The sequence below is a fragment of the Undibacterium sp. Dicai25W genome (assembly GCF_049340505.1).
GTDB lineage: Bacteria > Pseudomonadota > Gammaproteobacteria > Burkholderiales > Burkholderiaceae_D > Undibacterium > Undibacterium jejuense.
In genome coordinates, this window is record NZ_JBMPOQ010000001.1 from 367,254 (window position 1) to 380,868 (window position 13,615).

10 protein-coding genes are annotated in these 13,615 nt (G+C 46.8%); 4 read left to right on the plus strand and 6 right to left on the minus strand.

Annotated features, from left to right (window positions below; genetic code table 11):
- The first annotated feature begins 168 nt into the window (after positions 1 to 168).
- The 3 genes from ACO0KY_RS01830 to ACO0KY_RS01840 all read left to right on the plus strand — a co-directional run bounded on the left by ACO0KY_RS01830 (position 169) and on the right by ACO0KY_RS01840 (position 2,751).
- The gene (locus ACO0KY_RS01830; protein WP_423043733.1) at positions 169 to 579 is read left to right on the plus strand and encodes a hypothetical protein; all 411 of its coding nucleotides are present in this window, start codon (positions 169 to 171) and stop codon (positions 577 to 579) included.
- Between the two features lie 35 nt (positions 580 to 614).
- Entirely contained in the window at positions 615 to 1,778 is a 1,164-nt protein-coding gene (locus tag ACO0KY_RS01835) for a hypothetical protein (RefSeq protein ID WP_186911169.1), read from the plus strand.
- A gap of 190 nt (positions 1,779 to 1,968) precedes the next feature.
- On the plus strand, positions 1,969 to 2,751 hold the full coding sequence (locus ACO0KY_RS01840; protein ID WP_246447100.1) for an MBL fold metallo-hydrolase: 783 nt from the start codon (positions 1,969 to 1,971) through the stop codon (positions 2,749 to 2,751).
- Between the two features lie 32 nt (positions 2,752 to 2,783).
- On the opposite strand, the gene ACO0KY_RS01845 is transcribed toward ACO0KY_RS01840, so the two are convergent.
- The gene (locus ACO0KY_RS01845) at positions 2,784 to 3,266 is read right to left on the minus strand and encodes an Lrp/AsnC family transcriptional regulator (protein ID WP_423043735.1); all 483 of its coding nucleotides are present in this window, start codon (positions 3,264 to 3,266) and stop codon (positions 2,784 to 2,786) included.
- A 155-nt stretch (positions 3,267 to 3,421) separates the two neighbouring features.
- Between ACO0KY_RS01845 and metC the strand changes: the two genes are divergently transcribed.
- Positions 3,422 to 4,627, plus strand: a complete 1,206-nt coding sequence (metC, locus tag ACO0KY_RS01850) for a cystathionine beta-lyase (protein WP_423043737.1) — start codon at positions 3,422 to 3,424, stop codon at positions 4,625 to 4,627.
- Between the two features lie 148 nt (positions 4,628 to 4,775).
- On the opposite strand, the gene ACO0KY_RS01855 is transcribed toward metC, so the two are convergent.
- The 5 genes from ACO0KY_RS01855 to ACO0KY_RS01875 form a co-directional block, all read right to left on the minus strand.
- Positions 4,776 to 5,288 carry a hypothetical protein gene (locus tag ACO0KY_RS01855; protein WP_423043739.1) on the minus strand — a complete coding sequence of 171 codons (513 nt, stop codon included), beginning with the start codon at positions 5,286 to 5,288 and terminating at the stop codon, positions 4,776 to 4,778.
- Positions 5,289 to 5,555: 267 nt separating this feature from the next.
- Positions 5,556 to 7,820, minus strand: coding sequence for a penicillin-binding protein 1A (locus ACO0KY_RS01860; RefSeq protein WP_423043741.1), 2,265 nt, complete (start codon positions 7,818 to 7,820; stop codon positions 5,556 to 5,558).
- A gap of 9 nt (positions 7,821 to 7,829) precedes the next feature.
- Positions 7,830 to 9,602 (minus strand): ABC transporter ATP-binding protein, encoded by a 1,773-nt coding sequence (locus ACO0KY_RS01865; RefSeq protein WP_423043743.1) that lies wholly within the window; start codon positions 9,600 to 9,602, stop codon positions 7,830 to 7,832.
- Positions 9,592 to 11,343, minus strand: a complete 1,752-nt coding sequence (locus tag ACO0KY_RS01870; RefSeq protein ID WP_423043745.1) for an ABC transporter ATP-binding protein — start codon at positions 11,341 to 11,343, stop codon at positions 9,592 to 9,594. Before ACO0KY_RS01870 ends, ACO0KY_RS01865 begins: the two co-directional genes overlap by 11 nt.
- A 100-nt stretch (positions 11,344 to 11,443) precedes the next feature.
- Positions 11,444 to 13,555 (minus strand): prolyl oligopeptidase family serine peptidase, encoded by a 2,112-nt coding sequence (locus tag ACO0KY_RS01875; RefSeq protein WP_423043747.1) that lies wholly within the window; start codon positions 13,553 to 13,555, stop codon positions 11,444 to 11,446.
- Positions 13,556 to 13,615: the final 60 nt, after the last annotated feature.

A 13,615-nucleotide genomic window follows, 5' to 3' on the forward strand; every position in this document is an offset into this window, starting at 1 on the left:
TTGTCGAAATTGTTTTATTAGCATTTAGTCTGATTGTATGTAGTTTTGCGATCAGACCGGAACATCTTGGACCTTTTGATCAATCGATCTTGGGGAATCGGTCTGCTGTGATAGCGGGTGTTCGCAAAGAGGTGCTTGCGTTTCGCAGCTCACTTTGGAGGAATGGTAATGAAGTTGAGACTCTATTGCTTGATTCCAGTGTTATCTTTTTTCTTTGCCACAATGTCAGCAAACGCTGAACTTGTCGTGATTGTGAATAAAGATAATCCTGCGACCAAAATGTATCTGGCGCAAGTCGCGCAATTCTATCTTGGCGGTTCCACACTCTTCGCTCCGGTGGAATTGGCTGAAAACTCTCCGGCCAGGGCAGAATTTTACAAAAAAGTCTTAGATAAAGATGCCGCGCAGGTGCAAGCCATCTGGTCAAAGCTTTTGTTCACGGGCAAAGCCAAAGCGCCCAAAGAATTTAAAACGGATGCGGAAGTTAAAAAGTTTGTCAGTGCTACTCCCAACGCCATGGGATATATCGACAAGTCCTCTGTGGATGACACGGTAAAAGTAGTCGCTATCGTTCCTTGAACGACATCACTGACTAACCTTTTAGGAGATATGCAATGAAGAAAATTTTATTTGCTTTGATGCTGGTTCCAGCCTTTGCTTCTGCGATCGATCTTGATGACGAAGGAACTTGGAAGCTCACCGGATTTTATAATTTGACTGGAGCAAAGGTCATGAGCGGCTCAGCTCAGGGAAGCTCAGCTCCGTGGACCTACCAAAAGTATAATTGCCCGTGCACTATTCAAAACTGGGAATATACCGGTGTCTATGAGAAGTCGAAAGGGTGGCAATTTGATCAGGAATCTTTGGTTGGCTTGCAACTGAAAAAAGAATTCAGCCAGACGCTATCGGCGACTGTCCAGGTTGTTGCTCGTTCTCAAAATCCTAACCAGGGGTCTAAGCCAACTGTGGATTGGGCATATTTGACATGGCAGCCATCTGCGGACTCTAACTGGACTTTCCAGGCCGGACGTTTTCGTATTCCCTTGTATTATTACAGCGACTATTTGTATATTGGTTACGCTTATCCATGGGTAAGACCAGCACCGGACGTGTATGGCTGGCCTGTTTATTCCTATAACGGTGCGAATGTTAGTTATCGTACGCAGTTAGGTGACTCAGATTGGGCGACCACAGTATCAGTCTGGACGGGTAGCTACACTCAAGGTAATGACGCTTATTATTCAAATATATATAACAACTCGGTACCGACCAGTGATGCCTGGAAAGGCATTTTTGGCGGCTCGGTTTCAGTCAATAACGGTATATTTGATGTACGCGCTATGGTCATGCACCATAAAGAAACAGAAATTATTAACGATCCTGTTCTCGGTCCAAGCACTGCGGTTAATGATGCCTCAACCACAATTATGGGCTTGTCCGCAAATATGGATTATAAAAGCTGGTTGATCAAAACTGAGGTAGATCATTTTTCTCAGGTTGATCAGACACAAGGCTTGAATAATGTGTACAAATACGCGTTGGTAGGAGTTGGTTATAACTACAAAGGATTTACGCCGATGTACACCTACTCACGCTATCGCACTGTGGCGCAACCGATAGAGGGACGGGATACGCAAATTTTCTCGCTACGGTGGGACGTACGTAAAAATATGGCTCTAAAAATTCAGTATGACGTCTCTAAAGATAAATCGACGTATCCATACAAATTTTTTGGTGACAACAAATTGTTATCCGTTGCAGTACAGGGCGTATTCTAAATTTGTCGCAGTTTGTTGTACTCTTTCGTTAGATCTCCGAACCCACTTTTTAAAAAGAGTGGGTTTTTTTTGTTTGATTACACCTATTTTATTATCTGAGCTGACGTTTTGATCTGTATCAAGATTACTACTCCTGTACTGACTACAATCGATTGTCATATTTTTGACGACATCGAAGACGGGAGATAAATTGGCAATAGAACTTTTTAACGACGGCAAACACATCTGTTTGATGTTTAATGATCTGGTCAAAGATGCCGGTGATCATGCTGTTCAGGCCAATCAATTTCTCATTGTCTCTGATGGTGAAGGAGCATTGATCGACCCATCAGGGCATCTGACGTATAACTCTTTAGTGCTGGCGATGCACAAGTATTTGCCTAAACAACAGCTGAAGTATTTGTTTGCATCGCATCAGGATCCCGACATTATTGGTGCGTTAGACAAATGGCTATTCAGTACTGAATGCAATTTGTATGTATCCAAATTATGGTCACGTTTTGTGCCACATTTTTGTAATCTGAATCGCGCTGATGGCCGTATTATTGGTATTCCCGATGAAGGTATGCCGATACGTTTGCGTGATACAACAATACACGCCGTACCTGCGCATTTTTTGCATGCGGAAGGTAATTTTCAATTTTACGATAGCAAATCCAAAATTTTATTTTCAGGAGATATGGGCGCATCGATGGTGGATGCAAATGATATCCAGAAGCCTATGCGTACCAAAGAAGATTTTTTCCAGGAACTCCATACCATGAGTGGCTTCCACAAGCGTTACATGGTGTCCAATAAAGTTTGCCGTCTATGGGCAAACATGGTCCGAGAGATGGATATTGACATGATGGTACCGCAACATGGGCGCTATTTTGTTGGCAAAGAAGCGATTCACGCATTTCTGGATTGGATAGAAAATCTGCAATGCGGGATCGATTTGTTCACGCAAGAACATTACCGTTTCCGCGGCTGATACAGCCATCCCGACGGCGTGGAAGTTGGTAATTAACTTCCACGTGCTTGTTTCAGAATCGCATAATCGAGCGGCAATGCGGTCGTACTCTTAATCACTTCCATGACAAAACTGGAACTGACATCCTGCAAGTCAGCGACCTTCACTAATTTTTTGTATACCTGATCAAAGCCTGCCATGTCAGGCACATGGACTTTGAGCAGGTAATCAATATCACCGCTCATCCGCAAAATTTCGACAATTTCCGGAATGTCTTTGACGCCGCCGATAAATTTCTGCATCCATTTCTCATTATGTTGCGCAGCTTTGAGTGTAACCATCACGGTAAGCCCGAGATTGAGTTTGACCGGGTCGCAGAGAACTACTTGCTGACGAATCACACCTTCATCTTGCAGTTTCTGCAAACGTCGCCAACAGGGCGTCACTGATAGATGTACTGCTTGTGCCAGATCCGATAATGCAATTGATGCATCCTTTTGTAGAAAATGGAGAATTTTTAGATCTTTTTTATCCATGATTTCACTATATTAGAAAATTTTTCTAAAAATACCATGTTTTTATAAAATATTTAGTAAAAAATTTCTGCTCATGATTGTTACGATGGAGTCCTGTCTGCTTAGCAACACTGGCTAAGTCTCAATATCAGAATAATTATGTACCAGGAGCAATCATGAACAAGCACGAATTCCATCTGCAAACTGCGACCCGTCTGACCCATGCTGGCCGTAAAGGCAAAGATCATCACGGTCCGGTGAATCCGCCGCTGGTTCGCGCATCGACCATGTTGTTCCCTGATTGCGCCGCTTTGCAAGAAGCCAATGGCACACGCCGAGTGTATGGGCGTCACGCAACCGAAACGACAATGGCGCTGGAGCAGGCTCTATGCGCAGCAGAAGGCGCTGCAGCGTGCATGTTGACACCTTCAGGTCTTTCCGCAATTACAACGACCCTGTTGGCCTTATTGAAGCCTGGCGACCATTTGCTGATGGTCGATACTACTTATGATCCGACACGCCAATTTTGTGAAGGGCTGTTGAAACAAAACGGCATATCGACGACCTACTATGATCCTTTGATTGGTGCAGGAATCTCCGCACTGATGCAGTCAAATACTAAAGTTGTTTTTGTGGAGTCTCCTGGTTCTTTGACATTTGAAGTGCAAGATATTCCAGCTATCGCAGCCGTTGCACATGCCGGTGGTGCCGTTGTGGTTTCAGATAGCACATGGGCGACACCAATTGGTTGGGCATCGTTTGAACTCGGTATTGATGTGTCTATCCACGCTGCTACTAAATACATCGTCGGTCATTCGGATGCATTAATGGGTGCAATTTTGACGAATGAAGCTTTGCAACATCGTGTACGCGATACCTACAAGCAATTGGGTATGTCAATCGGTGGTGATGATGCCGCTTTAGCTTTGCGTGGTTTGCGTACCATGGCAGCACGCCTGGCAGTACATCGCGAAAGCGCAAAAGTCGTTGCACGGTGGTTGCAATCACAACCAGAAGTTGCCGAAGTATTGTACCCACCAATGGAAGGCACAGCAGGGCACGAATTATGGAAACGTGATTTCCGCCCCGAATATGCATGCGGTTTAATGGGTGCAGTTTTCCATCGTGATGTGACGAAGCAGCAGGTGGCGGAATTGATTGACCGTACGCGCTTGTTCGGTATCGGTTTTAGCTGGGGCGGTTATGAGAGCCTGATTTTGCCAACTTGCCCATCAAATTATCGTACCATCAACGCAGAAAAATGGGCTGCGCCAATGCTGCGTTTGCATGTTGGTCTGGAAGCCGTAGAAGATTTGTTAGCTGATCTGGAAGTTGGCTTTAGTGCTTTGCGTGCTTTGCCGACGATGGCGCAGGTTGCTTAAATATAAAACCATGCAGAAAAGACGAGCGTTTGTAGGTCGGGTGCGGGCCGCCATTCCGACTTAAAAACGCTGCTTCAAATCCAAAAAAGGGAGAAAAATCGTTTGACGATTTTCTCCCTTTTTAATTGCGAGAAAAATATTAACCGGCTTAACTCGCAACCCATTCAAATGCTTTTCTCAAAAAGCTTGGCGGTGGTTGGGTGAAGCTAGGGTTATTTGCTGGTTCTAAATCTGGCAACAAATGGCGCATTAATTCTGGGGCATGCTGTTGGCGGGATCTTGCTCTTTCAATCGCCAGGTTATTGATGTCAGCGATGATGCTAATTATCGTATTGCTGGCTTCTTCGAGATCGAGTTGATAAAAATCCAGATTTTTTTTGCCATGGCGGCACAGTGAAAATTTTTGCGTGATGGCATCTAATGCGGCACCGCAATCTTTGGTATGCAGTTCAAATACGCATTCATAGCTTCCCGGTAGCATATTCTGCATATCGCGATTAAATTCCATTGCCTTAGATACGCCAGAACGGCGTGTAGCACCGATCCTGAATAATCCTGGACGCAAGCCGTCATTTTGCAAAATATAGATGCTCCCCGGCGTGCCGTGCAAGAATTTTGGTTCTTGAGGGAGGGTACGGTAATTGCGGTATCCGGTTGACATGGCTCGCCCCGAGTGTAGTTTTATCAGGGATAGTGTACAAATGGGCGAGTTAAACCAAGGCGGGGAACAAAGGGGGAATTAGGTCGTAATTCGTGAAATGCATTTGGGAAATTGTTTAGCAGGTATTTTTAATAAGCGCTGCCGACAATTGTCATATTCTTGTCATGCCTGTTGAGTATCATGACGCCATCCTACTGCTTCTCCTCCAAAGGTCAGGATATTTGCCCGCAGTTTAACGCTGCGGGCTTTTTTTTGCCCGTTTTCCCGTTACGGCGTCATCGGTTGTCCCGCCGACGCTCCTGGCGTTGCAGGAGCTGGTTCATCTAAATCGATGGCTTTGACCCCCGCGCCATTGAGGAATTCGGTGTACATCCAATCGCCTTCGACATTGCTGACACCTTCAGGCGCGCTTCTTTGCATTTCTGGCTTTCCTGCAAGGCTGACGCGCATACTGTCGATCCAGATTGGCAAAGCTAAGGTCGCACCAAACTCACGTCCACCGAGTGATTTAGGATCATCGTAGCCCATCCATGCAACCGCAACGATATTGTCTGCATAGCCGGCAAACCAACCGTCTACTGCTTCACTACTGGTACCGGTTTTGCCTGCAATATCGTGTCTGCCTAATTTTTGATCAGCGGCGGCACCCGTGCCACGTAAAGCGACCTCACGCAGCATACTGTCGGTGATAAACGCATTTCGACTATCGATAACACGATCACTATCCTGCGCTACGGCAGGGGCTTTGGTTTCACTTAGTACCTTACCACGTGCATCGGTGATTTTGCTGATTAACCAAGGTGTAATCTGATAGCCACCGTTCGCAAACACGGCATAACCAGTGGCAAGTTGGACTGGTGTGACTTGTCCGGTACCGAGCGCCAGGGTGAGGTTATTAGGATGTTTATCTTTACTGAATCCAAAATGTGGTAACCATTCGAGCGCTGTGTTGACGCCGATATTTTTTAAGATCCTGACTGAGACCACGTTCTTCGATTGTGCTAAAGCGCTACGCATAGTGACCGGGCCATCATACTTGCCATCATCATTGCGGGGATCCCATTTGAGGGATTCTTCTGTCGTTGAAGATAGTTGTACGTCGTTGATTAATGTCGCCGGAGAGTAACCTTTTTCCAGTGCCGCAGAATAAATAAATGGCTTAATACTGGAGCCAGGTTGACGCCAGGCGCTGGTCACATGATTGAATTTTTTTCGATTGAAATCGAAACCGCCAACCAATGCACGGTAGGCGCCGGTTTGTGCATTCAGTGATACATACGCTCCTTCGACCTCTGGCAATTGCGTGATGCTCCAACGCATTTTAGCGTCTTGAATGACGCGAATAATAGCGCCCGGAACAATCTTCAAGTCAGATTTTGCTTTGCTTTGCAATGCATTATTCGCAAAACGCAAGCCGTCACCATTGATTTCTATATTTTCACCAGAGGCTGTTTCAGCTTGCACCACTTTGCTGCTGGCATTGGTTACCACTGCTGCAATCAGCTTATCGTTGGCCGGATGTTTTTTGAGTACTTCATCGATCGCATCATCACGTTCGTCTTCATCCGCTGGCAAGGTAATGAAGGCTTCCGGACCACGATAGCCGTGGCGCTGGTCGTAATCCATAATATTTTTACGCACCGCTTCATAGGCAGCATCCTGATCAGCTTTGAGCAGTGTCGTATAGACTTTGATGCCAGAGGTGTACGCAGCATCTTTATATTCAGCGACGATGTTCTGGCGTACCATTTCTGCGACATAGTCCGCATGCGCGTCATATATTTGTTTGCCAGTGACGGTCAGATGTTCGTGGCTTGCTTCATCAAATTGCGCTTCAGTAATCATTCCTTTATTGAGCATGCTTTTTAGTACGAGCATTTGCCTTTGCTTGGCACGCTGAAAATTGACCGCCGGATTATGGCGCACAGGATTTTGCGGTATGCCCGCCAACATCGCTGCCTCAGCAAGCGTGACTTGATTGAGTGGTTTGCCGAAGTAGGTTTTCGCGGCACTGGAAAAACCATGTGTTCTCTGTCCCAGATAAATCTGGTTCATATACAGTTCTAAAATCTGATCTTTATTCAGGGCTGCTTCAATTCTGAACGTTAATAAAATTTCTTTGATTTTACGCGTGATCGTTTTTTCTTGGGACAGGAAAAAATTGCGTGCTACTTGCATCGTAATGGTAGAGGCTCCTTGATGAAATCCTCCACCAAGATCGGCAACAAGTGCGCGTCCGGCACCAATGAAATCAACACCGTGATGTTCATAAAAGCGCGCGTCTTCAATCGACAACAACGCATTTTTCATCACATCTGGAATGTCTTTAATTGGCACAAAATCGCGGTGTTCTTCACCAAACTCGCCAATCAAGGCATTGTCAGCGGTGTAAATGCGTAGTGGTATTTTGGGTTGATAATCAGTGATTGCATCGAGTGCAGGCAAATCAGGAGCGAGCACCAAAAATACATAAGCTGCAGTTGCGATTAGCATCGCGCCGATGAACGCCGCCAGGGCGAGTATCAATTTCATTCGTTTTCCTTATTCTTCCAGGGTTTGCAGCAAATACAGTTTTTGATAAATGCCCCGATCAATTTGCATCAATTCCTGATGCTTGCCACGTTCTGCCAATTTGCCGTGGTTTAACACGACGATGCAATCCGCGTCGCGGATGGTCGAGAGTCTATGGGCGATGGCAATGATCGTGACTTGATGGCGTAACTCGTTTAAGGCAATTTGTACAATTTGTTCGGTTTCACTATCGATGTGTGAAGTGGCTTCATCAAGAAATAAAATTCTTGGTTTGCCTGCCAGCGCACGGGCGATGGCGATCAATTGTTTTTGACCAGTAGACAAGCGTGCACCACCTTCACCTAATGGGGTATCGTAGCCTTGTTCCAGTTGCAGGATTAAGTTGTGTACATGCGCAGCTTTGGCTGCTTCAATCACATCCGCTTCACTGATGTCTCTGCCCATGGTGATGTTTTCTCTTGCACTGGCGGCGAGCAAAAATGGTTCTTGCGGTACTAGTCCTACACTGGCGCGGAAATGCTCATCTGAAAAATCCGCGATACTGCGACCATCGATGGTGATACTGCCAGATTGTGCGGTATAGAAACGCAGCAATAAACTCATGAGTGTCGATTTTCCACTACCGGTATGACCTACGATACCAAAAAAAGAGCCGGAAGGAATAAACAAATTAATGTCATGCAAAACCGGATGTGTTGGTGCATAACCAAAAGTCAGGTGAGAAATGTGTACCTCACCAGATTCCATGAGGGCATTGGTGGGGGCTGAGTGCGCGAGCGGCTCGTGCAGCAAGGTATTGACGCGCGCCGCAGAAACCACGGCCTGTTGTATCTGTCCGAATTGCAAAGTGATTTGAATCAGCGGATCAACCACACGCGCAATATAGCTGACAAAGGCATACAGAATACCAACTTCAATACCAGAAAAACTGCGCTGACCAAAGCAGTAAATGACCACCACCAACAACACTGAATTTAAAAAATCTAATGCCGGACGCAGTAACCAGGCATTTGCTCTGAGTTCATCCAATCTGGCGCGGTAATGTAATTGGTTGGTGGTAGCAAAACGTTCGCCAAAACGTTGCTCTGCATTGCTCGCTTGTAATGCGCTCATGCCGCTAATACTTTCAGCGACCTGCGCATTGATCTCGCTGCGCAACTGTCGTGCTTTGCTCACGGCTGGGGCGCTCCAGCGTTGATAAAACCAGACGATGATCACGACGGCAGGTATCAGCATAGTCACGATCAACATCAAACGCCAGTCCAGCCAAGCCATTGCTGCTAAGGCGCCGATAACGACGATAGAACTATCGAGCATTACAAACAAAACCTGTACATACAAATTTTTGACAGCCTCAGTATCGTTAGTGACGCGGCTGACTAATTGGCCGGTCATGGCTTTATCAAAAAATGCCATCGGCAGGCGTAACACATGTCCATACACGCGTTCACGCAACCGGCGTACTGAGCGCATCGCAACGCCAGCCAGTCGGGTTAGTTGCAAATAGCGTAGCCAGGTAGCACCCCAGCCTGTGATCACGTAAGCACACAACAAACCAGCAACAACTTGCATATCCATTTGATGCGGTAACAGATAGCGATCAATGAAGGCTTTGCCTAGAAGAGGACCAAGTGCTTCCAGACCTGCCGCGATCAGTAAAAAGAGGATGCCCCAGATGACCTGCGATTTTTCGGGACGTGCTGATTCCAGCAGTAATTGCACGGCCATTTTCTTTTCTGATGGTGGTGTTTTTGGTTCGGGAATCTGAAGATCACGCGGCATTTAAACTGGCCTCCAATTGCTGATAGCGCCATTGTGCGGCGTACCAATGTTTTGCCGCCAGCAGTTCGGCATGCGTTCCTTGTTCAGTAATTTTTCCATCTCGTAAGACCAAAATATGATCTGCATTGGCAACCGCACTCAGGCGATGGCTGACAATAACAGCGCTACGGTTACTTTGTTCTTTACGTAGCGTGGTCAGATGTTGAAGTATGCGACTTTCGGTTTCCGTATCAACCGCAGATAGCGCATCGTCAAGCAGCAACAGCGGGCTATCGGTGAGTAGTGCGCGGGCGATGGCAACCCGTTGGCGCTGCCCACCGGATAAAGTCACGCCGCGCTCGCCGACGGGCGTGTCATAGCCCTGAGGGAAACGAATGATGTCATCGTGTACAGAGGCCAGATTCGCTGCATGCATAATCTCTGCACGCGTCGCACCTGGTCTGGCAAGGGCAATATTTTCTGCAATGGAAGCGGAAAATAAAAATGGTTCTTGTGCGACCCAGTTGATTGCTGAACGCAAGGTCTGCAACCGATAATCAGCGATCGCATGCTCACCCCAGACGACTTGACCTTGCGTGGTTTCTATCTGGCGTAATAATAATTTGATGATGCTGGATTTACCTGCGCCAGTCGGACCGACGATGCCTAAAGTTTTGCCCGGGATAATCGATACTGAAACATCATCGAGTGCAGCGCGTGATTGCGACGGATAAGAAAAGTGAATGTGCTGTAAGCTAACGACACCGCTTGGTGCTTGCGTCACTGTGCCATGATCTTCTATCGATAATTCCATATTCAACACAGGCTCTAAACGGTTCCAGGCTGCTTTGCCGCGTTCTAACAGTGATAACACCCAGCCAGCAGCAAACATCGGCCAGATCAGCTGCCCAAGATACATCGTAAAACTGGTCAGCATGCCGATGCTCATTTCACCGTGCCATACCAGATAGCCGCCCATTGCCAGCGTTAATGCGCCAGCCGAGGTCAAAGTAATACCGACCGCCGGTTCATAGGCGGCTTCCCAACGTTGGGCAGACAAACTTGCGCTGGCTGCGTTTTCTGCCAATTCGGCAAATTGACTGGCGCTGCGTTGTTCCAGACCCAGAGCGCGTAAAGTGCGAACCCCGGCCAGGGTTTCTTGCACCTGATCATTGAGTTTGCTGAAACGGTCGAGTGAATCACGTGAAGCTTCATGGACATGGTGAGTAATACGTTTAAAGGCCCAGGCCATGAAAGGGAAGGGCAATAGCGCCACCAAAGCCAGGCGCCAATCAACGCCGAGCAACATCATACCGATGACCAGCGCAAAAGTTAACGAGCCATCAAAACCAGCCAGCGCGGCTTCACCTGACGCCAATTCGATCGCATCAGCATCATTGGTTCCCAACGCCATTAAATCGCCGGTGCGTTGTTGTTGGAAAAAACTTTGTCCTTGTAAACTCAGTCGTTGATATAAGCGGGTTCTTAATTCTGCGCCAAGCTGATACGACGCGGTGAATAATTGCATGCGCCAGCCAACCCGTAGAAAGTAAATAGCAACGCCCATCAACAGTACGTAGGCGAGCTGTTCCAGTAAGCCGTGCTGATCCAGTTGATGATTCACCATGCCATCAATTACCGCACCGACACGCCGCGGAATTAAGACAGTCATGACCGCAACAGCCAGCAACATGGCACCAGCAGCACAATAATGTTGCCAGTGACGCCGTATGAATTCTCTGAGTAGTTGAAACAGTGTCATGCCAATTCTTAAATAAAAAATCCGTTACCCCTTGAGGATAACGGATCGTCAGAGGTAATCCGCCTGAAATGGCGGATTTCAATGAACGATGAATGTACGATTAATGCACAATATAGGCGGTATTATCCCACTTCAGCATATTCCATAAGAAAGTATACGTAATGGCGCTCATATCAGCACGTTGGGTATTATTTGCTGCACCGCCATGGCCGCCTTCAGTATTTTCAAAATACCAGACGTTCTTGTGACCTTGCTCTAACATCTTTGCCGCCATTTTACGCGCATGACCAGGGTGTACACGATCATCCCTGGTGGATGTAATAAAAAGAACATTAGGATAGCTGGTATCAGCTTTGACATTTTGATAAGGCGAATAGTTCTTAATGTAAGCCCATTCTTCAGCAATGTCGGGATTGCCATATTCTCCCATCCACGAAGCACCTGCGAGCAATTTGTTAAAACGTTGCATATCCAACAGGGGAACCTGACTTACTACAGCATTGAAGAATTCTGGATGTTGGGTCAGGGCGACGCCCGCCAGCAAGCCGCCATTACTACCACCCATTGCGCCCAGATGTTGTGGGCTGGTAATTTTGCTACTAATCACATCTTTGGCGACAGCCGCAAAATCATCATAGGCACGTTGTCGGTTTTCTTTGAGTGCCGCCTGATGCCAGCGCGGACCGAATTCGCCACCTCCGCGAATATTGGCGACCACATACACGCCGCCTTTTTCCAGCCAGGCTTTACCCAAAGAACCAGAATAGGATGGTGTCAACGAGATTTGAAATCCACCATAGCCATACAAAAGGGTAGGGTTGTTGCCGTCGTAAGCAATAGTTTTACGCTTGATAACAAAATACGGAATCTTGCTGCCATCGCTTGAGGTAGCAAATTGCTGCACGGTTTCATAAGGGCTGGCATCAAAAAAGGCTGGTGCCGATTTTAAAATCGTTCGCTGGTCATTTCCGCCCTGTGCCAACAGATAAACGCTAGGTGTTAAATAGTCGGAATAGCTGAGCAAGTAATCGTCTGATTTTTCTGCGTCCATCGGAGTGACGTTGACGCTACCTAAAGTTGGCAGTGCCACTTCGCGCATGACCCATTTGCCATCTTTGAGCGACCATTCTTTGAGGTTGCTCTTCACATTGTCCAAAGCTTGCAAGAGTAGATAGTGACGAGTCGCTGTGATACCCGTGAAAGAAGTGCTGTCACTGGGTTCGAATAAAGTATTAAAGTTTCTGTCGCCTTTTTGAAATGCAGCGAAGTTGATAGCTAACACACTACCAGACGGATAGGCTTTACCTGATAATGTCCATGCCTCTCTTAACGTAATCAGCAATTGATCTTCAAAAAAACCGAGATCTGATTGCGCAGGTACGGCGAGCTTTTTTAATTTTCCGTGTTCGCGCAAATATTGTTCAGAACTATAAAAATCAATTTGTCTCTGCACTAATTCGTGGTGTTGACCAGCATGACTAATGTCTGTGGCAGCTACAGACATGTCGGTGGTTTTACCCTCTAAAATCAGTTTTGCTGTGGTCAGTGGTGTCCCACGCTTCCATTCTTTGACCAGGCGCGGATAACCTGATTCGGTCAGCGTATTTTTGCCAAAATCTGTCGCGATAAACACAGTGTTCAGATCACGCCAATCGACGGTCATTTTTGCTTCAGGCAAGTTAAATCCGTTTTTGACGAATTGCTTTTTTTGCAGATCAAATTCACGCAAGGTCACTGCATCGGCACCGCCGCGCGAGAGTTCAATCAAACAGCGATCATAGGCTGGTTCGCGGCATTGGCTATTTTTGAAAACCCAATTTTCTTTTTCAGTTTTTGCCAATGCATCGATGTCTAAGACAGTCTCCCATTTTGGTTCCGCTTTGCGATATTCGTCTAATGTCGTTTTACGCCATACGCCTCTTGGATGATCGGCATCGGTCCAGAAATTGTAGACAGCATTACCCATTTTGGTGATGCCAGGGATTCTGTCTTTTGAGTCGAGAATGACTTGCAAATCGCCACGTAATTGTAGAAACCCGGCATCATTGTCGAGTTTGCTGCGAGTTTCCTGATTGCGCAGTTTGACCCAATCCAGGGCTTTTTCTCCGGTGACATCTTCCAGCCATAAAAATGGGTCCTGGCTTTGCGCGAAGCTTAAGCTGGCAACGCTGCATAGATAAAAAGCGGCAAGGTATTGGGATGGGTGTCTCATTGGTTCTCCGGTGTTGTCTCGATGAATGATAGGTTGTCGATGATCGTTCATCATCAACAG

Coding starts and splice junctions, on each gene's coding strand:
- ACO0KY_RS01860 (WP_423043741.1), bottom strand. CDS start 7,820: ATGAAATTGATACTCGCCCTGGCGGCGTTCATCGGCGCGATGCTAATC.
- ACO0KY_RS01830 (WP_423043733.1), top strand. CDS start 169: ATGAAGTTGAGACTCTATTGCTTGATTCCAGTGTTATCTTTTTTCTTT.
- ACO0KY_RS01865 (WP_423043743.1), bottom strand. CDS start 9,602: ATGCCGCGTGATCTTCAGATTCCCGAACCAAAAACACCACCATCAGAA.
- ACO0KY_RS01835 (WP_186911169.1), top strand. CDS start 615: ATGAAGAAAATTTTATTTGCTTTGATGCTGGTTCCAGCCTTTGCTTCT.
- ACO0KY_RS01845 (WP_423043735.1), bottom strand. CDS start 3,266: ATGGATAAAAAAGATCTAAAAATTCTCCATTTTCTACAAAAGGATGCA.
- metC (WP_423043737.1), top strand. CDS start 3,422: ATGAACAAGCACGAATTCCATCTGCAAACTGCGACCCGTCTGACCCAT.
- ACO0KY_RS01855 (WP_423043739.1), bottom strand. CDS start 5,288: ATGTCAACCGGATACCGCAATTACCGTACCCTCCCTCAAGAACCAAAA.
- ACO0KY_RS01870 (WP_423043745.1), bottom strand. CDS start 11,343: ATGACACTGTTTCAACTACTCAGAGAATTCATACGGCGTCACTGGCAA.
- ACO0KY_RS01875 (WP_423043747.1), bottom strand. CDS start 13,555: ATGAGACACCCATCCCAATACCTTGCCGCTTTTTATCTATGCAGCGTT.